The organism is Pedobacter superstes, assembly GCF_037622515.1.
GTDB lineage: Bacteria > Bacteroidota > Bacteroidia > Sphingobacteriales > Sphingobacteriaceae > Paradesertivirga > Paradesertivirga superstes.
On the sequence record NZ_JBBJCN010000011.1, the window covers coordinates 25,000 to 48,817 of the forward strand.

The 23,818-nt window shown below is 37.9% G+C and carries 22 protein-coding genes; 10 read left to right on the forward strand and 12 right to left on the reverse strand.

Going from position 1 to position 23,818, the window contains the following annotated elements:
* Positions 1–66: 66 nt before the first annotated feature.
* The 4 genes from WG906_RS18630 to WG906_RS18645 form a co-directional block, all read right to left on the reverse strand.
* Positions 67–3,768, reverse strand: coding sequence for a sensor histidine kinase (locus WG906_RS18630; RefSeq protein ID WP_339994400.1), 3,702 nt, complete (start codon positions 3,766–3,768; stop codon positions 67–69).
* 58 nt (positions 3,769–3,826) lie between these two features.
* Positions 3,827–4,711, reverse strand: coding sequence for an ACP S-malonyltransferase (gene fabD, locus WG906_RS18635; protein WP_339994401.1), 885 nt, complete (start codon positions 4,709–4,711; stop codon positions 3,827–3,829).
* 104 nt (positions 4,712–4,815) lie between these two features.
* Positions 4,816–5,457, reverse strand: coding sequence for a GTP cyclohydrolase I FolE (gene folE / locus WG906_RS18640; RefSeq protein ID WP_339994402.1), 642 nt, complete (start codon positions 5,455–5,457; stop codon positions 4,816–4,818).
* Positions 5,458–5,468: 11 nt separating this feature from the next.
* Positions 5,469–5,882 carry a 6-pyruvoyl trahydropterin synthase family protein gene (locus WG906_RS18645; protein ID WP_339994403.1) on the reverse strand — a complete coding sequence of 138 codons (414 nt, stop codon included), beginning with the start codon at positions 5,880–5,882 and terminating at the stop codon, positions 5,469–5,471.
* Positions 5,883–6,068: 186 nt separating this feature from the next.
* On the opposite strand from WG906_RS18645, the gene mqnB reads away from it, so the two are divergent.
* Genes mqnB through rfaD form a run of 3 tightly spaced genes read left to right on the forward strand, consistent with a single transcriptional unit; the run spans position 6,069 to position 8,523 of the window.
* Positions 6,069–6,695, forward strand: a complete 627-nt coding sequence (mqnB, locus tag WG906_RS18650) for a futalosine hydrolase (RefSeq protein WP_339994404.1) — start codon at positions 6,069–6,071, stop codon at positions 6,693–6,695.
* Positions 6,695–7,561 carry a menaquinone biosynthesis family protein gene (locus WG906_RS18655; RefSeq protein WP_339994405.1) on the forward strand — a complete coding sequence of 289 codons (867 nt, stop codon included), beginning with the start codon at positions 6,695–6,697 and terminating at the stop codon, positions 7,559–7,561. Before mqnB ends, WG906_RS18655 begins: the two co-directional genes overlap by 1 nt.
* Positions 7,558–8,523 (forward strand): ADP-glyceromanno-heptose 6-epimerase, encoded by a 966-nt coding sequence (rfaD, locus tag WG906_RS18660; RefSeq protein WP_339994406.1) that lies wholly within the window; start codon positions 7,558–7,560, stop codon positions 8,521–8,523. The genes WG906_RS18655 and rfaD overlap by 4 nt, the downstream gene beginning before the upstream one ends.
* A gap of 97 nt (positions 8,524–8,620) precedes the next feature.
* Here the strand turns inward: rfaD and WG906_RS18665 are convergent, their stop codons facing one another.
* Positions 8,621–10,219 (reverse strand): SUMF1/EgtB/PvdO family nonheme iron enzyme, encoded by a 1,599-nt coding sequence (locus tag WG906_RS18665; RefSeq protein WP_339994407.1) that lies wholly within the window; start codon positions 10,217–10,219, stop codon positions 8,621–8,623.
* A 221-nt stretch (positions 10,220–10,440) separates the two neighbouring features.
* Between WG906_RS18665 and porV the strand changes: the two genes are divergently transcribed.
* Positions 10,441–11,625, forward strand: coding sequence for a type IX secretion system outer membrane channel protein PorV (gene porV, locus WG906_RS18670; protein ID WP_339994408.1), 1,185 nt, complete (start codon positions 10,441–10,443; stop codon positions 11,623–11,625).
* Positions 11,615–12,091: a 2-C-methyl-D-erythritol 2,4-cyclodiphosphate synthase gene (gene ispF, locus WG906_RS18675; protein ID WP_339994409.1), complete on the forward strand. Its 477-nt coding sequence runs from the start codon at positions 11,615–11,617 to the stop codon at positions 12,089–12,091. Before porV ends, ispF begins: the two co-directional genes overlap by 11 nt.
* Positions 12,092–12,108: 17 nt before the next feature.
* Here the strand turns inward: ispF and WG906_RS18680 are convergent, their stop codons facing one another.
* Both WG906_RS18680 and WG906_RS18685 read right to left on the reverse strand, forming a co-directional pair.
* The gene (locus WG906_RS18680; protein WP_339994410.1) at positions 12,109–13,335 is read right to left on the reverse strand and encodes an FtsX-like permease family protein; all 1,227 of its coding nucleotides are present in this window, start codon (positions 13,333–13,335) and stop codon (positions 12,109–12,111) included.
* A 5-nt stretch (positions 13,336–13,340) separates the two neighbouring features.
* Complete coding sequence (locus WG906_RS18685; protein WP_339994411.1) at positions 13,341–13,979, reverse strand: MBL fold metallo-hydrolase; 639 nt, start codon at positions 13,977–13,979, stop codon at positions 13,341–13,343.
* Positions 13,980–14,098: 119 nt separating this feature from the next.
* Here WG906_RS18685 and WG906_RS18690 point away from each other — a divergent pair, with 119 nt between their 5' ends.
* The 5 genes from WG906_RS18690 to WG906_RS18710 all read left to right on the forward strand — a co-directional run bounded on the left by WG906_RS18690 (position 14,099) and on the right by WG906_RS18710 (position 19,829).
* Complete coding sequence (locus tag WG906_RS18690; protein WP_339994412.1) at positions 14,099–14,455, forward strand: thiol-disulfide oxidoreductase DCC family protein; 357 nt, start codon at positions 14,099–14,101, stop codon at positions 14,453–14,455.
* 56 nt (positions 14,456–14,511) lie between these two features.
* Positions 14,512–16,050 (forward strand): YifB family Mg chelatase-like AAA ATPase, encoded by a 1,539-nt coding sequence (locus WG906_RS18695; protein WP_339994413.1) that lies wholly within the window; start codon positions 14,512–14,514, stop codon positions 16,048–16,050.
* 320 nt (positions 16,051–16,370) lie between these two features.
* A complete protein-coding gene (locus tag WG906_RS18700; RefSeq protein ID WP_339994414.1) occupies positions 16,371–17,351 on the forward strand; it encodes a sensor histidine kinase in 981 nt (326 codons plus the stop codon).
* A gap of 132 nt (positions 17,352–17,483) precedes the next feature.
* Positions 17,484–18,863, forward strand: coding sequence for a LutB/LldF family L-lactate oxidation iron-sulfur protein (locus tag WG906_RS18705; protein ID WP_339994415.1), 1,380 nt, complete (start codon positions 17,484–17,486; stop codon positions 18,861–18,863).
* A gap of 162 nt (positions 18,864–19,025) precedes the next feature.
* Positions 19,026–19,829, forward strand: coding sequence for a hypothetical protein (locus WG906_RS18710; RefSeq protein ID WP_339994416.1), 804 nt, complete (start codon positions 19,026–19,028; stop codon positions 19,827–19,829).
* Here WG906_RS18710 and WG906_RS18715 read toward each other — a convergent pair.
* From WG906_RS18715 to gcvH, 5 genes are all read right to left on the reverse strand, one after another.
* On the reverse strand, positions 19,826–20,440 hold the full coding sequence (locus tag WG906_RS18715; RefSeq protein WP_339994417.1) for a sprT domain-containing protein: 615 nt from the start codon (positions 20,438–20,440) through the stop codon (positions 19,826–19,828). The two genes, WG906_RS18710 and WG906_RS18715, sit on opposite strands and share 4 nt — an antisense overlap.
* Positions 20,441–20,449: 9 nt before the next feature.
* Positions 20,450–22,567, reverse strand: a complete 2,118-nt coding sequence (gene feoB, locus WG906_RS18720) for a ferrous iron transport protein B (protein WP_339994418.1) — start codon at positions 22,565–22,567, stop codon at positions 20,450–20,452.
* A 9-nt stretch (positions 22,568–22,576) separates the two neighbouring features.
* On the reverse strand, positions 22,577–22,792 hold the full coding sequence (locus WG906_RS18725) for a FeoA family protein (protein ID WP_339994419.1): 216 nt from the start codon (positions 22,790–22,792) through the stop codon (positions 22,577–22,579).
* Positions 22,793–22,987: 195 nt separating this feature from the next.
* On the reverse strand, positions 22,988–23,383 hold the full coding sequence (locus WG906_RS18730) for a VanZ family protein (RefSeq protein WP_339994420.1): 396 nt from the start codon (positions 23,381–23,383) through the stop codon (positions 22,988–22,990).
* Entirely contained in the window at positions 23,383–23,763 is a 381-nt protein-coding gene (gene gcvH, locus WG906_RS18735) for a glycine cleavage system protein GcvH (protein WP_339994421.1), read from the reverse strand. The genes WG906_RS18730 and gcvH overlap by 1 nt, the downstream gene beginning before the upstream one ends.
* Positions 23,764–23,818: the final 55 nt, after the last annotated feature.

Consider the following 23,818-nt stretch of genomic DNA (forward strand, 5'->3'; position numbering starts at 1 on the left):
TCTACCTGGGGCAGCCACAAGCATGGAATCACCTGCTTGTGTGATTTTAATGTAATGCCTTAATCTTTAGCTGGTAGCTAAAGGCAGTGTAATATAAAATGTAGTACCCTCATTTGGTACGGTTTCAAAACGTATTGTGCCATACATGTTTTCAATTGCTTGCTTTACAAATGCAAGACCTAATCCCGTACCTGAACTTTTTGTGGTAAAGTTGTGATTGAAAATACTTTTCTGTAATTGTTCGTGAATTCCTTTTCCGTTGTCAGAGATTTCTATAAGCACATTTTTCCCGGTTGTTTCCAGATTGATTTGAATCTTTCCTTTCCGGAAATCGGGGATGGCTTCTATTGCATTTTTGACCAGGTTATTAAATATTCTCAATAAATGATCCTTGCCCCCTCTTACAATTACATCTTTATCGGTATTAACAGTATAGCTTATTTCTAAATCTTCTGTCTGATCGAAGACATTAATAGTTTTTTCAATTAACTTAACCAGATCCACATTTTCGAAAGGAGTATCAGGCATTTTAGCGAAGTTCGAAAACTCAGAAGCAATAAGACTTAAGCTGTCTATCTGTTCAATAAATGATTTGCTGAATTTTTCGAACTTTTTATCAAAATTAGGATCATTTTCTCTCCATGATTTATCTAGTAGCTGAACTCCTAATTTTAGTGGCGTAAGAGGATTTTTAATCTCATGTGCTACCTGTTTAGCCATTTCTCTCCAGGCACTTTCTCTTTCGGACCGGGCTAGCTTCTGGGCGCTTTCTTCCAGGGCAGCTATCATTTTATTATATTCCTGAATAAGAGAGCCAATTTCGTCGTTGCTTTTCCAGTGAATTGGTTCGTGTTTATGGCCAATAGCTATCTCGCTCAGGTTTTTGGCTACCAACGATAGTGGGTGGGTAATTTGATTGGCTAAGAAGATACCGAAAAGAGCGATAACCAATAACACAAGCGCATACACATTTATTAAAGCATTTAAAAAAGAGCCAATTCTTAGCTGATATTCTTTTTCATTCGAAAATTGCGGTAAGCTTAAGTAAGCGACGGTTTCGTTATTTTTGTTCCTCACAGGTTTGTATGCTGCAATATATTTCATGCCGCCAATGCTCTCGTGACTTAAAAATTCTGAGCGCAGGTATTTATTTAAATAAATAAAGGATATTTCATCCATTCGCCTTTCAATAAAACCCAGTTCATAGATTTTAGGTTGGGTTGAAAAAATTAACCTTCCGTTTATATCGTAAAGATTCAAATCGGTGGCGTTTATTTCTGCAAACGACTTTAAGATAGTTTCATTAGTGGTTAATTGCGTGGTATTATAGGTGTCATTCGTTTCCAGTGCTTCATTAATGCGGGTAGCATGAATAAGTAAATCTTCCTCTTGCTGCTTTCTGAACTGATTACCAATACTAAAATAAGTAATACCCCCCACAACAATTAAAGTGAAAATTATGGCGATAACCATTGATGCCTGAATGCGTGTTTTATATAAGATTTTATTTCTCGATAGCAAATATTCCCAACTATAATTATTCAGCCTGAAATTATCATCATGAAAAACTATCCATAACTGGTGCGTTATGACCAGTATTACAGAAAAGGTAATTAACACCAGAAAAAGAAATGAAACAGATGCCAGCTGCATCACCGGAGTTGTAATCGGTCTGCTTACTATAACCAGTTTGTTTTGATTCGGTTGATAAAGAAGGTGATTAAATCCTTGAGCTTCGATAAAAACAAACTGATTTTGCTTTCCTATAAAATTATTGTTTATAAGGCTGTAATTGTAATTACCTTTCTGGCTAAGAAGTTTTCCATTTTTATAAAATGCAAAAGAATAATCATTCAGTTCAGGAGTGCTGCTTATTTTTCCGTCAGCAAGAATTTCTGGAAATGAGCCAGAATCTGCGAACGTTTTGGCTTTAAGTTGAATAACTAATGTTCCAAGATCTCTATTCCCCTCTTTAATGGGTAAAAGCGCAAAATAATTTTGATAACCGAATGTGTTGTTCACCCGGTAAAAATATTTTGAAACCTTAATGGAACCTTTAAGGACCAAACTCTTAAAGCTGTTTAAGCTGGTACTGTCATTGAAAAAATATTTCTGATTCTGTGTGAAAGGAAGTGATGTAATCTCATATCGGGACAAATATCCGTCAAAGTACGACTGGCGTAATTTATGCTGAAGCAGGGATTTGTCTTTAGGTTGTGCTTTAAAAAACTGGGTCAGAAATTCATCTTTCAAAATGGCTTGTTCCACAGAAAAAAACAATAAAACAGCATTGGGGTCATCAGCAGACTGAATTTGTTCTGCCAGAACCTTTCTGTCTTCTTTTTCTTTTATAGATTGGAATGTTGAAAGCTTAATGGAAGAAATAATAGAATACAACAATAAGCTAAAGAGGAATATCGCAAGCTTATAATTGTGATTTTTATAGTAAAAGGACCAGCCCCTTAAATAGATAATGATGGCAAAGAATGTTATAATAATACTGAATCCATTAAAAATAGCGGTTACAACAAAAACAACAGATAGACTCAGGGTGAAAATTCTAAAGCGCTCTTTGTTTGTTAAAGGCAGTAAGTCACCAATTACTAAGGCAATTTCTAATAACAGGTAAATATTGAAAATTGCAATGCACATTAAAAGAATACCCAGCCAGCTGTATTTATTGAGATACAGGATGTTTGTAACATCAAAGTTTATATCCGAGAGAGTAATGAGCTGATAAAAAATTTCATTATGCTGATAGGCAATTAAATAAAGTATTGTTTCAAGCAGAATAAAAACTAAAATCCCGCCCAGTTTTGAAATTGGCTGATCAGTAAGTCTGATTTCATAACGGTAGCTATAGATAAATGCTAAAAACCAGCTTACCATGATAGCATTCAGAAGGAAATCTCCTAAAGAAGGGAAAAAATAACCCGCATTAAAATGACGGGTATCGAATATGGGGAGGTTGAAATACGTATCAATCCAGGCATATTCCAGCGTGAGGATGCGGATAGCCAGAAAATAGAAAAAGAAGATTGATATGGATGATTTAACATATCCATGATTCGCCAGGGAAATACATAAATAATTGATAAATACTGTACCGATAACAACAGAAATCATCCAGAGCCATAATTCTAATTTAGAATAGAAGGAATTGGTAATGGATGATTTAAGCTTTACCGAGAATAAATATTTTCCGTCAATATTCCGGATATTATAAGTGTTTTTATCGTTTATGGTAGCTATATCAACATTGTTTTCTTTGATAAGATCTCTAGAAAAGGTATTGCTTAAGTGCTGGTTCTGATAATTATACTCTGATTTTAAAGGAATAATCGCTAAAGCAGAGAAGTTGCCTGACGTTCGCTTTATAGCTTCAAAATACCCATTTTCGGTGATTAGTAAATTGCTGCCTTCTTTTAAACCCGCATCAGTTGATGGGGCAATTCTAATGGAACCCCATAGAGTGAGCTGATGATTGAAATAGGTATGGATATAAATTTCACGGTCATTCCTGAATTCAGAAATTAAATTAACAGCTTTACCGGGTAGGTTATGGAGGGTTTTCAGTGAATCGAAGGCGGGGCTATTCAAAAAGCTCTTAATAAACTTTTCTTTAGTGTGGAGTTTGCCTTCAATGTATTTACCATCAAATTCTAAAACTTCATCTTTATCAAAAGTGAAATTTATAGTTACAGCTGTAAAGGCGAAACTCACCGTAAGCATGAAGAGTAAAAGCCTTATTTTAAACGTAGCACTCACAAATAAAAGTGTTTTAAGAAAAAACTTAGAAGGTTAAAATGCCATCTAATTACACTGCTTAACTAAGTGTTGCGCTTTTAGTTTCAACAGAGCGGTTAACTTTTTTAACTAATCCCTGCAAAACGTTGCCGGGCCCCACTTCTGTAAAAGATGTAGCACCATCTTCAAGCATCTTTTGAACAGTTTGTGTCCAACGAACCGCCCCGGTCAATTGCGCACTTAGATTATGTTTAATACTTTGCGGATTAGAATACGGCCTGGCATCGATGTTTTGATAAACCGGGCAGACTGGTTCTTTAATTATGGTCGATTCGATAGCAGATTCTAATGCTGCTCTGGCTGCTTCCATTAAAGGTGAATGAAACGCACCTCCCACGTTTAACTTCAGGGCTCTTTTGGCGCCGCGTTCAGTTAAGAGTACACACGCTTTATCCACACCCTCAATACTTCCGGATATTACTAATTGTCCCGGGCAATTGTAGTTTGCTGGGACTACAATTTCGCTAACCATCTGGCAAACATCTTCTACCGTGAAATCGTCAAGGCCTAAAATTGCGGCCATGGTAGAAGGTTGTATCTCACAAGCTTTCTGCATAGCATTTGCCCTTGCTGCAACCAGCCGTAAGCCATCTTCAAATGATAAAGCGCCAGCTGATACAAGAGCTGAAAATTCTCCAAGTGAATGTCCTGCAACCATGTCCGGTTTAAAATCTTTTCCAAGTGAATCAGCTAGAATAACAGAATGAAGAAAAATTGCGGGCTGTGTTACATTTGTTTGTTTTAGGTCTTCTTCTGTGCCATTAAACATGATATCTGTTATTCTAAAACCTAAAATTTCATTAGCTTTTTCAAATAATTCTTTAGCCCGGTCAGAATGCTCGTAAAGATCCTTACCCATACCTGGAAATTGGGCTCCTTGTCCTGGAAATATATATGCTTTCATACGTTTATTTTACACAAAGGCATAAAACTTTACTGACGTTTTTTGCCTTCGATGTCTGTTAAAAGTGTTTATAAATTAGTTTTTTGGTGGACTTGATCCGCCAATTAATCCAAACTTGCAGTAATTAATCTTAAAAATTCAGCCCGTGTTTTTTCGTCTACGAATGCACCTGTAAATGCCGAAGTTGTGGTTACTGAGTTTTGCTTCTGAATTCCCCGCATTGACATGCAAAGATGTTTACATTCAATTACCACAGCTACACCAAGGGGTTCTAAAGTGTTTTGAATGCAGTCTCTTATTTCGTTAGTTAAACGTTCCTGTACCTGTAGCCGTCTTGAGTAAGCATCCACCACACGCGGGATTTTACTAAGGCCAACGATATGTCCGTTTGGGATATATGCCACATGTGCTTTCCCGAAAAACGGCAACATATGATGCTCACACATGGAATAAACTTCTATGTCTTTTACTACGACCATCTGGCTGTATTCTTCTTTAAACATAGCACTTTTCAAAATCTCTTCAGGTTTTAAATCATAACCGTGAGTTAAAAATTGTAAAGCCTTGGCTACACGTTCGGGGGTTTTGATAAGTCCTTCACGGGATGCATCTTCACCCAGATCGGTTAAGATTGCACCGTAATGATCTGCTATCCGGTGAATCTTGTCCGGATTATACCTGTCAATTTTACTATAGCCATCCAGTTCATTACCTTCAGCAGTTTGATTTATCTGGTCTTCGTTCATTCTTTTAAATGCTATTCGCCAAAATATTCAACATAATTATTCTCTGTTTCACAAAGTTTAATTTTATGCATTTGCACTCCTAATGCTTCGATATGTGGTTTCAGCTGATTGAAAATTTCAATAGCTAAAATTTCTGTAGAGGCCATTTTCCCTTTCATGAAATCCACATCCAGATTAACATTTTTATGGTCAAGTTTATCCGTAACATATGTAAGTATAATCTGCTTAAGCACTTTTAAATCAATCACAAAGCCCGTTTTTGGATCAACTTCACCTTTTACAGTAACGAAAAGCTCATAATTATGTCCGTGCCAATTAGGATTTGAGCATTTGCCGAAAACTTCCATGTTTTCTTCAAGGCTCCATTCTTCTCTGAATAGTTTGTGCGCAGCATTAAATCGTTCTCTGCGTGTAATGTATATCATTTTTTTCTGTTAAAGAGGCAAATATACTTAAACTGTACCCAAGCATGGCAAATCAAATATCTGCATTTTGTAAATTGCGACCTGAAATCGTTAAATGCATACCGCTTGCGCCACCGACAAATACAGAGTGCAAGTAAACGAATGAGTTTTTTGCATACAGCATAAGCTTAATAATTATACTTTGAGATGAAAATATTGCTGGTAGCAGCCACGGCTTTAGAAATAGACCCTATTTTATCGGATATAAAATCTTTGGAATTAAATGGCAACATAATTGATTCGCTTATAACAGGGGTTGGAATGACGGCTACTGCATATGCCCTGGGGAAAACCCTGGCTTTAAGTAAATATGATTTAGCCATTAATGCGGGTATTGCCGGTGCTTTTGATCGTTCATTAAAAATCGGGGACGTCGTTTTGGTTTCTTCGGATTGCTTTGCGGAGCTGGGAGCAGAAGATGGAAATGATTTTTTGACACTTGATAAGCTTGGTCTGGGTAAATCTGATGTAGAGGGATTGCTCCCTTTTAAAAATTCCTTTACAGCTAGCTTGCAAGAGGTTAAATCGATTACCGTAAATAAAGTTCACGGCAATGATGAAAGTATTAATTCTACAATTAGCCGGTTAAATCCGCATATTGAGAGTATGGAGGGTGCCGCTTTTTTCTACTCATGTAACCAGGAAAGCATTCCTTGCATACAATTGAGAGCAATTTCTAATTATGTAGAACGCCGCAATTGTAATAATTGGAATATACCTCTTGCAGTAAATAACCTAAATGATACCTTAATGGACTTGTTAAAAAAGATGTGATGAAATTAACTTTAGGATTTTCTCCCTGCCCAAACGACACCTTTATTTTTGATGCTTTAATTCATAAAAAAATTGATACCGAAGGACTGGAATTTAAGATATCTTATGATGATGTGGAAACCCTTAACAAAAAGGCTTTTGGCAATGAACTTGATATTACCAAACTCAGTTTCCATGCGTTTGCTCATGTTGCAAACAATTATGCCTTATTAGACGCCGGGAGTGCATTGGGTTTTGGTGTTGGGCCACTCTTGCTCTCTAAGCGTCCGGTCAGCGATCACCAGTCTCTGGTCTCCAGTCTTAAAGTAGGTATTCCAGGGAAGTATACTACCGCTAATTTTCTTTTAAGTTTGGCATATCCGCAACTTACTGATAAAGTAGAGATGGTGTTTTCTGAAATAGAGGATGCCTTGCTCAATGGTGAAATTGATTTGGGACTAATCATTCATGAAAATCGGTTTACATACCTGGAGAAAGGCCTCTATAAAGTTCTTGATCTGGGAGAGTTTTGGGAAAAAGAAACAGGAGGCGCTATTCCTTTAGGTGGTATTGTGATAAAACGCGAACTCCCGGAAGATGTTAAATTAAAGGTAAACAGAGTTTTACAGCGTAGTGTTGAATTTGCGTTTGCAAACCCGAAATCAGGCCTGGCATTTATTCGTTCTCATGCCCAGTCCATGGATGAAAGTGTGATGTATAAACATATAGAACTATACGTGAATAAATATTCCATAGATTTGGGGCAGGAAGGCCGAAAAGCAATTGAACTCCTTTTTGAGAAAGCTCAAAGTTTGGGGATTATTCCGGAAATTAAAGAAGACTTATTTTTAAATCACTCTCCTTTTAAGGGGTTATTGAACTTATGATAATAATTACAGGTGCTGCCGGATTTATAGGAAGTTGTTTAGTGCATAAACTTAACAGCGAAGGGTACAATGATTTGGTTCTGGTCGACGATTTTTCAGATGCGGAACAAAATAAGAATTTTGAAGGCAAACGTTTTTCAAAAAAGGTTGAGCGCGATGATTTTGTAGAATGGCTCAAAGAAAATCATCTTCATGTACAGTTTGTATTCCACTTAGGCGCAAGAACAGATACTACCGAATTTGATTATGATTTATTAAACAGGTTGAATCTGGACTATACAAAGGACGTTTGGCGCACCTGCGTTCAATTTGGGCTCCCTTTAGTTTACGCATCTTCAGCAGCGACATACGGTTTAGGTGAAGAAGGATATGATGATGATGAATCCAGACTTGAGCAATTAAAACCGCTTAACCCTTACGGTGATTCAAAAAATGATTTTGACATCTGGGCTGTAAAGCAAGAGCGTAAACCATTCTTTTGGGCTGGATTAAAGTTCTTTAATGTCTATGGTCCTAATGAATATCATAAGGGCCGCATGGCTTCAGTTATATTTCATACCTATAATCAGATAATTAAATCAGGAGAGATGAAACTGTTTCAATCTCACAATCCTGAATTTAAGGATGGGGAGCAAATGCGTGATTTTGTTTATGTAAAAGATGTGGTTGAGGTGATGTATTTCCTTATGCATCATCGTAAGGATTCTGGGATTTATAATCTTGGTTCCGGGAAGGCCCGTACATTTTTAGACCTGGCTAAGAATACTTTTAAAGCATTAGGAAAAGAACCAAAAATTCAATTTATTCCAACACCAGAAGATATCCGCGACAAATATCAGTATTTCACTGAGGCAAAGATGGATAAACTTACCGTGATCGGATATCATAAGCCTTTTTCAAGCCTGGAAGAAGGCGTTGATGACTATGTTAAAAATTATTTGAGTGAAGGCAAATATTTATAAATTGTTTGCCTTAAGATTGTAATCAGCTGAATTTGAGGTAATAAAAAAGGGAAAAATGATTTGTCATTTTTCCCTTTTTTATTCAAAGTTTTAAGTGTTATTTAATTTTTTTCGGCGCTTTAGAAGCGGGTTTTGAAAATTGGGGTTTCCCTTTAGAACTGATCTCAGCTGATCCAACCATACTCATAGCACAACGGAACCCGATTTCGGCGCTGGTTTCATCTTGTTGTAAAAAGCGGCGTGTTCCAGGATTTAACCAGTATGCTCTATCGTTCCATGATCCTCCTTTGTAAACTTTAGAACGATCATTTACAAGAGTTGTAACTCCATATAAATCCTGGTTAACAGAATCCACATGTCCCCTGAAATCAGGATTGTAGGCTTTACCTGCAATTGCTGACTTAGCAGCCGTACTATCAACACCGCCGTTCAATTCGGCCCATGTTTGTTTTTTTCGGGATGGAGCAGGATCTTTTATAGGGCGTCCGTATTTATCCTTAGCATAAATGCCTTTGGATTTATCCTCTAAACGCTTGTCTACATACTGATTTCCCCTGAAAGGGTTAAAATCTTCAACATCTTCAAAGGATAGCTTGCGATAGGTATCGCCTGTCCATTCGCTGACATTTCCTGCCATGTTATACAGCCCAAAATCATTTGGCATAAACGCGGTAACTGGTCCGGTTATTTCAAACTTATCATTCAAATAGCCTCCGGTTCCCATGTTATCACCATTACCACGTTTAAAGTTGGCCATAATTAAACCCTGGGTTTTCTTTTTATTAGACCTGACACCAAGACCATTCCACGGATAAATTTTTCCGTCTTCAATGTTTTCAAATTCTGTATTTCCGGCAAGTGATAAAGCAGCATATTCCCATTCAGCTTCAGTTGGTAAGCGGTAAGGTTGCTTTAATACACCATCCTCGAGCCTGACAGGTCTGCGGGCTCCGCCTTTACCTTGAGCTGCAGCACTTGGATTAAGATCTTTAGGCATTTTTTTACCATCAATACCTTCACCCTGATATTGCCCATTTAAATAGATGTCTGTATTGAAAGGTTCTCCGGATGCAGAAGCGGTAGTAGTAGATTTGCCTTTACCCCCGCCAGCCAGCGTTTTATAATCAACTAGAATTCCTCTCTCCCTTAAAATGTTTTCGTTAACCCGGTCTGTCCGCCATTCTGTATAAGCATTAGCCTGTTCCCAGCTGATACCAACTACAGGGTAATCCTGGAATGCAGGGTGACGCATATAATTATTTACATAAGGCTCATTGTATGAAAGAGGTCTGCGCCAAACCAAGCTGTCAGGTACCGCATTGTAATAGTATTCAAGATCCTCAGGAAAGGTCCTTTTAATCCAATATAAATATTCCAGCCAGTCAACATTCGCTACTTCTGTTTCATCCATATAAAAAGAAGCCACTGTTACACGGCGCCTTAAATTATCGTATTCGTAAGCCAGATCCTGATTTAAACTTCCGCCCATAACAAAAGTACCACCTTCTATGGCAATTAATCCCGGACCCGGCCCTGGCTTCGTTTTTTTAGCTACCGAAAATCCACCATTATACTTGTTGTTGTATTTCCAGCCGGTTTTTGAAGAGCTTTCACTACTTTTTTTGCTTTTACACGCTGTTCCCAAAATCCCCAATATCAGCAGTCCCGTGGTAAAAATTATAGATATTCTTTTCATCTTGAATAAATGAGCATTAATTTTTTAAAAATAACCATTAATCATTGAGCTACCAAAATTGATAAATTATTGATATTTCAGTTTAATAGAATAACTTATACGACTGAAGCGTTTGATGAGTTACAAATAATCCGATTTAAACATTTTGTCCAAAAAAAGGGATGATTTTGCAGCATATGCTTAAGTTTGGGTGCTAGTTATAAATTTAATACTTTTAATGCATGATTATTCCTTATGTGAAACTTTTAATTAGTTTTTCGCTTTTAATTGTTTCTTTTAATTGTTTCGCACAAGTTGGTGGACCAGATGAGCCTGAAACGGATGGTAGAACAGGTTCTGGTCTCATTATCACAGGAGTTCCCTTTCTGTTAATTGCTCCGGATGCCCGTTCGGGAGCAATGGGAGATGCAGGAGCTGCCCTGTCTCCGGACGCAAACTCCATTCACTGGAACCCCGCAAAGCTGGCTTTTATCGAAGATAAAAATGGGATATCGCTGTCTTATAGTCCCTGGCTTCAGCGTTTGGTACCTGATATTAATCTTGCATATCTTTCTGCTTACCATCGGATTGACGACAGAAATACTGTTGGAGCGTCATTACGTTATTTTTCGCTTGGTCAAATACAATTAACTGATATAAACGGTACTGCTACCGGGGAATATAACCCTAATGAATTTGCACTCGATGGAACTCTGGCACGGCAGTTCGGCGAGAATTTCTCACTGGGTACCGCGATCCGGTTTATTTATTCAAATCTTGCTAACGGACAATTTTCTTCGGGTCAGCAGACTAAGCCGGGAACTGCTTTGGCTGCAGATGTCTCCGGTTATTTTAAAAAAGAGACTTTGCTTTTTGGTTCCGATGCCAGAATCGCTCTTGGACTTAATATTTCTAATATCGGGAATAAGATAAGCTATACAGATGGAGGACAGAAAATATTTCTTCCCACCAATTTTAAATTGGGAGGTGCAACTACCTTTCTGAATGGCTTAAGTGAATTTACACTTGCACTGGATTTCAATAAATTATTGGTCCCCACGCCACCCATAATTGACAATGAAGGAAAAATTATTGCCGGAAAGGATCCTGACCGATCTGTACCTGCGGGTATATTTGGCTCCTTTTCTGATGCACCTGGCGGCTTTTCTGAAGAATTACATGAAATAAACTATTCGCTTGGTATGGAGTATTGGTACAATAAGCAATTTGCCTTACGCACGGGTTACTTTTATGAACATCCAGATAAAGGAAACCGTCAATATGTGACAATAGGGGCGGGGTTGCGATACAATGTGTTTAATCTGGATTTCGCCTATCTTTTGGCGAATCAGCAAAAAAGTCCGCTGGCCAATACCCTGCGTTTTTCCCTTGTCTTTAATTTTTCCGCCGATAAAAATGCGAATTAAAGTAGGTTTCGGATTTGATGTACATCAGTTAAAGAAGCATCACCCTTTTATTTTAGGCGGCGTTAACCTTGAACATCATTCAGGGGCATTCGGTCATTCTGATGCTGATGTATTAGTACATGCCATATGCGATGCTTTACTGGGGGCTGCAAATCTTAGAGATATCGGGTACCATTTTTCAAATACCGATGATCGGTGGAAAGGTATAAGCAGTTTAATCCTCTTAGCTGAATGTGTTAGACTGCTTGATGAAAAAGGCTGGAGAGTAGGCAATGTGGATGCTATGATCTGTCTTGAAGCCCCAAAAATCAATCCTCATGTTCCTGAAATGAAAAAGAACATTTCTGAGGCTATGAATTTATCTTTAGATGATATATCAATAAAAGCAACAACCAATGAAACGATGGGTTTTGTAGGCAGACAAGAAGGGATTGTAGCTTATGCTGTTTGCCTTATAGAAAAATAAGGATAAGCCGGAACCACTTACAAATCTTCCTTTAAATCATAAATCTTATTGACACTGAGCCTTGAAGAAATACCTGATGCTATGATTGATATTAGGGTAACCGTCAAGAATACAAGTCCGAAATCCCTTACTTTTAATGCTACGGGATAAAAATCAGTGATAAATGAATCCTCTCCCATTGTAATCATGCCAAATTTTTGCTGAAGTAAGCAGAAAATAAGTCCGGAAAGCATTCCTGTCAGACATCCCGTCAGAGCAATCATCATCCCTTCGATAAAAAATATTTTACGGATAAGTGAAGTTCCTGCACCGATGCTGGTGAGGATGGCGATATCTTTCTTTTTATCAATCACCAGCATAGTTAAAGTTCCAACTATATTAAAGATTGCGATAATCATGACAAACGTAAGGATAAAGAAAATAGACCATCTTTCTATATTCAGCGTTTTATATAACTGCTGGTCTTGCTGAATGCGGTTTTTAACAATGAAATCTTTCCCCAGCTTATTTTCAATATCATCCTGTAAGTCGTCAATATCTTCTCCCGGTTTTAAGTAGAGTTCAATAGCTGAGATTTCTTTTTCTTCTTCGAGTAACTGCCTGCTGAATTCTATAGGGACAATTACCGATTCATCAAATGCTTGCTGAATCTGAAAAACACCTACAGGATGGATGGTTCGTGCCATGAATTCTTCAGCCGGGTTTATGGAAATACCCGCGTTTTTTCTGGGAGAGAATACCTGCAGATCTTTGAAATCATCGTTTATATTTACAGACAAGTAAAGCTTTACGGCAGATCCTATGGCAGCGTAATAAGTACTATCTGCTTTTAAACGAAAATCTCCTTCTACTAAAGTGCTGTCGAGTTTTTTACGTTTGAAGAAATCTGTACTCACACCTTTTACCAGGCCTATGAATTGAGCATCACCATATTTTAGTAATGCTTTTTCCTGTAAAACTTCTGTATAGTTGGCAATGCGATGGTCTTTTTTTAAGCTATTAAAGACCGGGGTATTTGGATTAAAGGTTTTGCCTAGTGCAGGCTCGATTTTTATTTCCGGAGTGAAATTGTTATACATTGAAAGCACTACATTTTCAAAACCGTTAAATACAGATAAGATTATAACCAAAGCAGCGCTTCCGACAAATACACCAAGCATAGAAATGCCCGATATGAAGTTAATCGCGTTCAGCGATTTTTTTGAGAAAAGATAACGTTTGGCTATATAGAAGGAGGTATTCAATCCGTTTATTTCAAGTAATAATTATGAACTCTTTCAAATCCGATGGTTGTTTCACCTCCATGACCAGGATATACAGTAACATCATCAGGAAGAATTAAAATTTTCTCCTTTATGTTTTTTATCAGTGTATCATGGTTCCCTCCCGGTAAATCTGTTCTTCCGATGGAACCATAAAATAATACGTCACCCCCAATTAGAAATTTATCAGCTTTGCTGTAAAAGCACAGATGAGCAGGGGAGTGTCCGGGGGCAAAAATAAGTTCTAAGATGCTTGTTCCGAATGTGACTTCACCTTTTTCTTCCAGGAAATTTTCAGGAACCGGTGATATATCGTACCTGATTCCCATTTGCGGTGCATATGCGGGTACAGCGGTTAATACCGGTAATTCCCCTTTATGGAACTGCGGAATCAGGCCGAAGGTGTCATAAATAAACTTATTGCCCAGAACATGGTCGATATGACAATGAGTATTTAATAATAATACGGGTTTTAAATTTTCGGATTTAATATAATTCAGCACTGCATTTTGTTCCGGGCCGGTGTACATTCCCGGATCAATAATTACGCATTCCTTACTATCGTCAAATAATAAATAGGTGTTTTCCTGGTAAGGGTTGCAAACAAAAGATTTAACCTGTATCATGTTGTTCAAATTAACAACAAAAGCAGCAAACAAGAGATATCTTTGTTTTAATAAAAACGGATATTCTTAAAAAATGAATATTGTCTTTCAAATAAGATCTCATATCTCACAACTATCTCATGCGCAGAACAATTGTTTTTTTTGATAATACATGCTCAATGTGTGTTGGAGTTACCGGCTGGCTTAGTAAAATAGATCATCAGAAGCAGTTTGAACTGATTCCTTATCAGGATTCGGAATATCTTAAGAACCATTCTGAATTAACTCCGGAGAATATGGAAAAGCAAATTCATGTTGTCACATCAAAAGGAAGAATCTTAAAAGGCGCGGATGCTATGATGGAAATATGGAAAGAAACCGGTCATTTTACGAGTTTTTTGGCCTATATATTTAAAATTCCTCCATTTATTTGGCTTGCGCGCCCCTTATATAATCTTATTGCAAAATATAGAAGGGAGCTTTATCCCAACCGCTGACCAAATTTTTTATCATTTATATTTAAATGTATATTCGAACTTAATCTGCCAAGAGAATGCCTGTAAAAACCTTTGGAAGTTCTGTTTACGGAGTCGAAGCGACAACAATAACTGTAGAAGTTAATATAAGCAGCGGAACAAAATATTTTATTGTGGGCTTGCCTGATAATGCAGTTCGTGAAAGTTTATTGAGGGTAGAAAGTGCAATAACTAATTCGGGGTATCGCATGCCCAGGCAAAAAATTGTTGTCAATCTGGCCCCGGCCGATATCAGGAAAGAAGGGTCTTCCTATGATCTGGCTATTGCCATTGGTATACTTGCCGAGTCAGGTCAGATAGAAACTGCATTACTCGATAAGCATCTGATTTTAGGTGAACTGTCACTGGATGGTGATATTCAATCAGTAAAAGGAGCTTTGCCTATTTCCATTCAGGCAAAAAAAGATGGCTACAATGGTTTATTAATACCCAAAGCAAATGCTCGTGAAGCTGCAATTGTAAAAGATTTGCAGGTTTATGGAGTAAGCACTCTCAATGAAGTTGTGGATTTTTTTAATGGTGATACTTCACTTAAAACTACTGTTGTTGATGCCCGGGATGAGTTTTTCCATAATATAAATAGCTATGACAGCGATTTTTCGGATGTAAAAGGTCAGGAAAATATAAAGCGTGCTTTGGAAATCGCAGCAGCCGGGGGGCATAACGTTATTTTAATTGGGCCTCCGGGAGCGGGCAAAACAATGCTCGCTAAAAGACTGCCTACCGTTTTGCCTCCTTTAAATTTGCATGAAGCGTTAGAAACAACCAAAATACATTCTGTGGCTGGTAAGCTTGCCGCTTCAGATTCTTTGATGACAATCCGGCCATTTCGTTCACCGCATCATACCATAAGCGATGTGGCGCTTGTTGGAGGCGGCGCGCATCCACAACCCGGAGAAATATCGCTGGCTCATAATGGCGTATTGTTTCTGGATGAGTTACCTGAATTTAAGCGCACCGTTCTTGAAGTAATGCGCCAGCCACTTGAAGAACGAAGGGTAACTCTTTCGAGGGCCAAATTTAGTGTTGATTACCCGGCAAGCTTTATGCTTGTCGCTTCTATGAATCCCTGCCCGTGCGGATTTTATAATCATCCTGAAAAGGAATGTGTTTGTGGTCCGGGCGTTGTACAGCGATATCTTAGTAAAGTCTCAGGGCCATTGTTAGACAGAATTGATTTGCATGTAGAGGTTACTCCGGTTGACTTTAATGAATTATCTTCTGACCGTAAAGCTGAGGCCAGCGAATTAATACGTGAACGAGTAATTAAGGCCAGAGAAATCCAGACCGAAAGATTTAAAGAGAAAACAGATGTGTATTCAAATGCGCAAATGAGCCCTAAAACTGTAAGGGATATTTGCAAAATTAATGATGCCGGTCAGCTACTCTTAAAGAGGGCTATGGAACGATTGGGACTCTCGGCCAGAGCATATGATAGAATTCTGAAAGTTTCGAGGACCATCGCTGATCTGGATGCAAGTGAGGATATTAAGATTGAACATTTAGCCGAGGCAATTCATTACCGTAGTTTAGACCGGGATAGTTGGGCCGGATAAATCCGGGTACGTCCTTATTTTAATGTTATTTTATTTGATAATTATTAGCCGGCTTGTATACTTTTTCGGTTTTTATCCAGTTAAAGTATAGATTGTTCATCTTGAAAAGGATGTTTTCATAAGTAGAAGTCAGGTTTTAAACCTGGCTTTTTTTATTCTTCTAATTCACTGAGTATTCTTTAAATGAAATCAAGGATATCCAGCTCAATCTGAAATCTTTTATCTTCTCATATAGTTTTTTCTGAAATTGAATATAATGGATGTAAACTTTAAATATGTTAAGCTATTTTTAGGCCTTGAACAGAGCCCAGCAAATTTTCTTGCATTTCATTATATGGGTAGCTATACTTGTTTGCTTTGTTTTTCTAAGCAGTAGAAATGGTAGCTTTCATCAGGCTATAATCATTTTTGTATACTTCGGCGCTTTTAATATCGCCATTTTTTACTTTAACTACTTGTATATCCTCCCCAATTATTTAAGCCTGCGCAAATATTGGGAATGCACGACCATTATTCTCCTTCTAATATTAAGTTCCGGATTATTAAAGTATGGACTTGCCCTTCTTTTCAAGGACATTATTCTGTTAAGAGATGAGAGCGAAATATCTTTTAGTCAGTATTATATAGCTACTATCCTTACAGGCATATTTTTTGTTTTTCTCAGTACTGCTTTTAAATTCTCTGTAGACTGGTTTTTAAATGAAAAGGTTAAAAAGAATCTTGAAAACGAAAAGCTGGTTGCCGAACTTGCCTTTTTAAAGTCTCAGATAAATCCGCATTTTCTTTTTAATTCGCTTAATAATATCTATTCACTGGCATACCAGAAGTCGGATAAGGCACCGGAAGCAATTATGAAGCTTTCTGAAATAATGCGGTATATGCTTCAGGAAAGTAACGAGTCGAGGGTGAAATTGTCCAGGGAAATCAGATATCTGAAAAGCTATATGGAATTGCAAAAGTTGCGTTTTAAAGGCGAAGCATACATAGATTTAACAATTACTGGTGATTATCTGGATCAAAGTATCGCGCCTTTAATTTTAATTTCATTTGTCGAGAATGCATTTAAACACGGGGTCGCTTCGGATCCGGAAAATCCTATAAGCATTCTTATTGCAGTTGAGGATAAATACTTGACATTCGATATTTCTAACAAAAAAAGTCTGCTTAATAAAGATGAAAGTAGTGGTATTGGCCTGAGCAATGTCAGGAGACGTTTAGAGTTACTTTATTCCGGAAAGTTTGATTTGACTATAGAGGAAAACGAAACTATGTATTTTTGCAAACTATCTTTAAGTATTTAGATGTGTATACTATTTATTGGATTATAGGTGTTAAAGATTGAACACAAATCCATTTTCTGAATGTTAAGAAATCGTTTTGTACAGTTTTGCACATATAGAGGTTCATATATCTAAAATCAATACCTTCGCGCTATGATGAAATTTGCTGAAGAATTTCTGGAAGCTTCTGAAAATAAAGCATTTAATTTAGACCACAGACGCATAATAAATTTTAACATTGGCCGCTATGATACAGCCGTTAAGCGCGGCTTGTCACGATTGGCAAATCTTGACCATTCAAAACGGAAGGCTCATGTGATCAAATGGAAAGTAATGGAAAATCTTGATAAGCTTTTACCAGAGTTTGAGTCAAATTTCCAGAAAAGGGGAGGTAAAGTTATTTGGGCGAACGATGCAGAAGAAGCTAATACAGAGATTTTAAAAATCCTTCGTAAGGCAAATGCAAAAACTGTTATAAAAGCAAAATCAATGACCACAGAGGAAATTCATTTGAATGAATTTCTTGAAAAAAATCATATTGAGTCTTTAGAAAGTGATTTAGGAGAATATATCGTTCAGCTTCTTGGACAAAAACCCTATCATATAGTAACTCCTGCAATGCATTTAAGTAAGGAGGATATTGCTAAGCTTTTTCATGAGAAGTTTGGAACGCCTGCAGATGCAACTCCTGAAGTTTTGACACAGAAAGCAAGAGAGCTACTTCGGGAAAAGTACACTTCTGCCGATGTGGGCATAACCGGCGGAAACTTTTTGATTGCAGATACGGGGGGTGTTGCGCTAACAGAAAATGAAGGTAATGCCCGTTTAACCACAACTTTTCCGAGAATACATATCGCTATTGTTGGAATAGAGAAAATAATCCCTTCTCTGAGCGATCTTGATCTTTTCTGGCCTTTACTTTCCACACATGGAACCGGGCAAAATCTTACAGTGTATAATAGCATCATGAGTGGTCCCCGCCAGGATGATGAAACTGATGGTCCGGAAGAAATGTATGTTGTTCTTCTGGATAATGGGCGTACTAACCTGCTTGCGCAAAAAGAGCAGCGACAAGGTTTATATTGCATACGATGCGGGGCCTGCTTAAATGCCTGCCCTATTTACAAGAATATTGGTGGTCATACTTATGAAACAACTTATAGCGGACCGATTGGCTCGGTAATAACTCCTCACTTACGTGGGATGGAAGATTTTAAGCATTTAAGCTACGCTTCAAGCCTGTGCGGAAAATGCTCGGAAGTATGCCCTGTGAAAATCGATATTCATAAAATGCTCTTGTTGAACAGGAGAGACGCTGTGACCGAAGGATTGACATCTAAAGCAGAAACACTTGGTTGGAGGGCCTGGAAGACCGGAATGTTGAAAAGGAAATTTATGGATTTTGTGAGTGGCAGATGGAAGAACATTTTTCTAAAAACGTTCTTTAGAAAAGCCTGGGGAACCCATCGTCAAATGCCGGTTGTGAATAAGAAATCTTTTAGCCAGCAGTGGCAGGAGAAGGGCATTGACTGATGATGTTTATCAGATGGGACACTACTGTTCTGTAAGCCATACATGTTTCGTAATATTTGGTGTGACGCCCTTATTTATTATCCTTTGAGGTAATATGTTATCTTATTCCCCTATAATCGCATTAATCAGTGATTTGGCATAAAGTTTTCTTGTTAGATGGCAATGCGCCTTTCTATTAAGTATAATTTGTTCCCTTGGGTTTTATTGATAGGTTTTAGCTCTTCTATAGTTTCCTGCGACAGAAATTATTCCTGCCAGCATTCTGGGGAGGAACAACGAATTCCTTTAGTGGGAGACTTATCAACCGAGCAGGAAATAGAAGAGTATGCTGATTCCATAAATTTACTGTTATCCTCTTGTGAGGAAAAGACTAGCATGGTTTATACCTTAAATACCTATACTTTTCAGGTTAGAAAATTCGTGCATAACGGAGAAACGGTTTTGTATAGTGAGAGAGGTGATAATGGTGAATACGGGTCTATTCACAGACTCTATTTTATTAAAGATGATATGCCCGTTCTTTTAAAAGAGAAGTCTGTTAATAAAAACAATCTTAAGCCTTTCCGATATACCCATGTCTATTTTCACGGCGGGAAAGCATTTCACTCTGAATATAAAACAGGGTCGACTGCATTAACAATTCAAAAAGTCCCATTTGAAAGTAGCAGCGCCTACATAGATCATAGCTTAGCCTTAGAAACGTATGAAGATGCGCTAAACCAGCGAAGAAAATTTGATTTGGTTTTTGAGGGCATCACCGAGTGTCCTAAAGCAAAGTATCTCATCCTTTCCAGAAAAGAAATTAACTCCTACCGGGCTCCTGTAAAAGTTGAAAAGGAGGATGAATTTATTCGGGAACTATGCTCAAATCCTATGCGCTATAGAGGCGAAAAACTTGAAATTAACTGGAGTACAAATGGTAGTGAAATTGTTTACGCCAAAGGACGGCTTAAAAACAGAGATTAATCCTCCTTTACAGGAAAAACTTCTGCCATAGGGCTGAACAAGTATATTCTTCTGGTAGTTAATTCAAGGCATTTAAATCGTTTCCTTACTAATTCATCTTTTCTGAAGGTTCTTCCATCCTTCAATTTAAAAACAGTGTTCATAGCCAGCAATTCTACAGGAACCCCATGTGAAGCCGTGTCATACCTTTTTAATGCTCTGAAAAGGTTTAAATCACTGCAGCTTGATGCTGCCGGGTTTTCCAAATAAAGATTGATAGCGCTTTTTAAATCAGTCGGAAATACCTCTTTCTCAAAAAATGGCTTCATCATTTTTTTAAAATTCGACTTCCATTCAAAGCCGTGAGGCTTGGCTTTTCCCTGATGTTCGTTCCAGGTTTGCAAGTGTGCGAACTCATGCACGGTGGTTACAAGAAATGCATATGGGTTAAGATTGAAGTTTACTGAAATGCGGTGGTTATCTCCATCGTAAGGAGGCCGGTAGTCGCCGAATTTTGTGTTTCTCCCTTTTGAAATTTTAAAGTCGCATTTGTAATAATCTATCCAACGGGCAATAATTGGAGCCGCTTCATCAGGGATATATTTAGCCAGAATTTTCGTTTTATCCAACATTCAACCTGATTATTTTAATATGTTATATACAAGCAGACTCGCCAGATAAGCAAGAGCGGTCATATAAATCAGCTGAATTAAAGGCCATTTCCAACTCTTCGTTTCCCGGTAAACTACGGCAAGTGTACTCATACACTGCATCGCGAACGCATAAAAAATCATTAAAGAAAAAGCAACAGCAAAAGTAAATACAGGTTGCCCGGTTTCGGGATTTTTAGCCTGCCGCATTTTGTCTCTCACCGACTCCAGTTGAGAATCATCGCTGCTTACGCTATAAATGGTCGCCATGGTCCCAACAAAAACTTCACGTGCAGCAAAAGAGGTAATTAAAGCAATTCCAATTTTCCAGTCAAAACCTAAAGGCTTTATGGAAGGCTCAATAGCTTTACCAATCACCCCAGCATAAGAGTTTTCTAATTTGTCTGCGGCTTTAAAACGTTCGAGCTCATCGGGTGAATAGCTATCGGTATATTCTTTAGATTGATATTTCGCGGTAATGGCGCTTTGTTTGTCAGAGGGGCCGTAAGATGCTAATACCCACAATATAATTGAAATAGCAACTATTACCTTTCCCGCTTCAAATACAAAAGCCTTTACTTTCTCGTACATAGTATAAAGTACATTATCCCATCGAGGCATGCGGTAAACAGGTAATTCCATAATGAAGTACCCACGTTCTCTTGATTTAATCATGAACTTCATCACCCAAGCAACCAATATTGCAGAAACAATGCTTAAGATATAGAGTCCCATCAGGGCTAATGCCTGATAATTTAACAGTCCCAAAGCTTTTTGGTCAGGAACAACAAGGGAAATTAAAACCGTATAAATGGGCAGTCGGGCAGAGCAGCTGACCAGGGGGGTCACCATAATTGTTATAATGCGGTCCTTCCAGTTTTCGATATTTCGCGTACTCATTATAGATGGAACGGCACATGCAAATCCCCCGATTAAGGGTACAACTGATTTCCCGTTCAGTCCTACTTTCCGCATAATTTTATCCATCATAAATGTGACCCTGGCCATATAGCCGGTATCTTCCAGGATGGATATAAAGGCAAATAAGATTGCAATTTGGGGTATAAATACAATTACTCCACTTAACCCGGCTAATATTCCGTCTACAAATAAATTTGTTAGTACACCTTTAGGTAATATGGCATGAGCGGTTTGTGTCATCCATACAAAAAGATTTTCAATCAATGTCATCGGGTACTCTGACCAGGCAAAAATTGATTGAAAGATCAAAAATAAAATGACAAAAAATATGATGAACCCCCAGATTTTATGGGTGAGTATCCGATCTATTTTATTGCTGAAGGTTTCTTCCTGCGCTGCTCCCGGCCGAAACTTAACCGTGTCAAAAAGGACATCATTAATAAAATTATACCGTGCTATGGTTTCTGCAGCTTGTGTTTTTTGAGAGTGGAAAGAAAACTCCTGTTCAATCTTTTCTATCCTGTCGCTTTCGGCCGGAGAGAGGAAATTAAGATTTTCGTGCTGATGGGCTAACTGTAAAGCTGTATAGGGAAGATCTACCTGCAATTCTTCCCTGATTTTATTAATTAACCCGGGTGCCAGAACCTCAACCTCTATAGTATCTGTTTGAAGAGCGACAGAAGATGTAAAAGCGATAGCCTCTTTGAGTTTTTGGATGTTGTCACCCTGCCTGGCGCAAATTGGTATAATTTGGACGCCTAATCGTAGAGCCAGCTCATCAATATTAATTTCTGTACCTGCTTTTTTGGACAGGTCAATCATATTTAAGGCGATAAGGACGGGAATTTTCAGATCAGCAACCTGTGTGTACAACAGAAGATTGCGTTTCAAATTAGATGCATCGGCAACTATTACTATGATATCAGGGTGTGATGGATTGTTTTTGTCCGCAAGAACTTCAAAAACGATAGTTTCGTCTTTGCTTTTTGGGTAAAGGCTATAGGTTCCCGGGAGATCTGTTATTTCTACATTTCTGCCGTCCGGTAATTTGCAGTGGCCGGTTTTTTTGTCAACCGTTACACCGGCGAAATTCCCAACTTTTTGGTGCAGGCCGGTTAATCGATTAAATAATGTAGACTTTCCAGTATTGGGATTTCCAACCAGCGCAATTCTTAACTCACCCTTCACTGGTAATTACTAATGCAAAATGATTGTTGAAGCTTCCATTTTACGGAGACTTAGCTGATAGCCCGAAACGGTAATAGCCATTGGGTCGCCGAGTGGAGCAAAACGTTCAACAACTATAGATTCACCAGGCAAACAACCCATCTCCATTAGTTTTACAGACATTTCAAGATCTGTAAACTCTTTTATTACTCCAGTTTCGCCTGGTTGCAGTTGTGAAAGCTTCATGAATAAATTTAGTTCAGGCAAAAATAGATCTTATTTTTAATAAATCCAAATAAGCTTAAGATAATGAATCACTGAAATTTTTATCGCTGTAAAGAAGTTTCCGGGTAGTCTTTACTTTTAAATTTGGGACAATTACAATCCTTTTTGAATAGTCTGCAGGATGAGAATGAGAGAATTCCTGCCAACAACAATACTTTAAATAAATTTTTCATGCCCCGTCCTATGTAAAAAGATATAACTGAATATTCCCATGCCGACGCCTGTCATATCTGTAAAAAAATCCCAGAAATCGGCAGACCGGTAGGTAAATACTTTCCATTGTAAAATTTCAATTCCTGCACCTAAAAAAGATGTGACTAAAAGTATTTTAACAATGGTCATTATACGGAAGGAATAACTGTGTTGTTGTCTGATTTTTCCATAAAATAACAAGACAGTCAGCACAAAGAAAAAACCGGTATGAACCAGCTTATCAAACCCTTCAAACAGGGGAAGATCTCCGGGTACACTGTTTAAGGGCATATCACAAAGGATAAGCACAATAATCGCCCAGATAATTGCAAGGTATTGGTGCTTTAACGTATTCAGCATTAAACTCCTATAAGCTCTTTGTATTGATCTGCAGAAAGCAAATCACCAACTTCTACAATAGATTTAACAGAAAGTTTTACCATCCATCCTTCTCCATAAGGATCCTGATTAACCAGTTCCGGAGCTGCATCTAACTTTTTGTTGATCTCCAGGATCGTTCCGGCAACTGGCATAAATAAATCAGAAACAGTTTTTACAGCTTCTACAGTTCCGAAAACTTCATTTTCTGCGACTTCCTGACCTACAGTATTAATATCGATATATACAATGTCCCCCAGTTCTCGCTGAGCAAACTCTGTAATACCAACCGTAGCTTCGTTGCCTTCAACTTTGATCCATTCGTGATCTTTAGTGTATTTTAATTCTGATGGGAAGTTCATGCTTTTTTATTTTCGCCAAAAATAGGAGTATATCATGGTATAAGCAAAGTTTATA

Excerpts from the sequence above, each read along its gene's own strand:
- WG906_RS18730 (WP_339994420.1), bottom strand. The coding sequence starts at position 23,383 with ATGCTGAATACGTTAAAGCACCAATACCTTGCAATTATCTGGGCGATT.
- WG906_RS18710 (WP_339994416.1), top strand. The coding sequence starts at position 19,026 with ATGCGCCTTTCTATTAAGTATAATTTGTTCCCTTGGGTTTTATTGATA.
- WG906_RS18715 (WP_339994417.1), bottom strand. The coding sequence starts at position 20,440 with ATGTTGGATAAAACGAAAATTCTGGCTAAATATATCCCTGATGAAGCG.
- gcvH (WP_339994421.1), bottom strand. The coding sequence starts at position 23,763 with ATGAACTTCCCATCAGAATTAAAATACACTAAAGATCACGAATGGATC.
- WG906_RS18645 (WP_339994403.1), bottom strand. The coding sequence starts at position 5,882 with ATGATATACATTACACGCAGAGAACGATTTAATGCTGCGCACAAACTA.
- WG906_RS18665 (WP_339994407.1), bottom strand. The coding sequence starts at position 10,219 with ATGAAAAGAATATCTATAATTTTTACCACGGGACTGCTGATATTGGGG.
- fabD (WP_339994401.1), bottom strand. The coding sequence starts at position 4,711 with ATGAAAGCATATATATTTCCAGGACAAGGAGCCCAATTTCCAGGTATG.
- ispF (WP_339994409.1), top strand. The coding sequence starts at position 11,615 with ATGCGAATTAAAGTAGGTTTCGGATTTGATGTACATCAGTTAAAGAAG.
- folE (WP_339994402.1), bottom strand. The coding sequence starts at position 5,457 with ATGAACGAAGACCAGATAAATCAAACTGCTGAAGGTAATGAACTGGAT.
- WG906_RS18690 (WP_339994412.1), top strand. The coding sequence starts at position 14,099 with ATGCGCAGAACAATTGTTTTTTTTGATAATACATGCTCAATGTGTGTT.
- WG906_RS18655 (WP_339994405.1), top strand. The coding sequence starts at position 6,695 with ATGAAATTAACTTTAGGATTTTCTCCCTGCCCAAACGACACCTTTATT.
- WG906_RS18725 (WP_339994419.1), bottom strand. The coding sequence starts at position 22,792 with ATGAAGCTTTCACAACTGCAACCAGGCGAAACTGGAGTAATAAAAGAG.
- porV (WP_339994408.1), top strand. The coding sequence starts at position 10,441 with ATGATTATTCCTTATGTGAAACTTTTAATTAGTTTTTCGCTTTTAATT.
- WG906_RS18685 (WP_339994411.1), bottom strand. The coding sequence starts at position 13,979 with ATGATACAGGTTAAATCTTTTGTTTGCAACCCTTACCAGGAAAACACC.
- mqnB (WP_339994404.1), top strand. The coding sequence starts at position 6,069 with ATGAAAATATTGCTGGTAGCAGCCACGGCTTTAGAAATAGACCCTATT.
- rfaD (WP_339994406.1), top strand. The coding sequence starts at position 7,558 with ATGATAATAATTACAGGTGCTGCCGGATTTATAGGAAGTTGTTTAGTG.
- WG906_RS18705 (WP_339994415.1), top strand. The coding sequence starts at position 17,484 with ATGATGAAATTTGCTGAAGAATTTCTGGAAGCTTCTGAAAATAAAGCA.
- WG906_RS18695 (WP_339994413.1), top strand. The coding sequence starts at position 14,512 with ATGCCTGTAAAAACCTTTGGAAGTTCTGTTTACGGAGTCGAAGCGACA.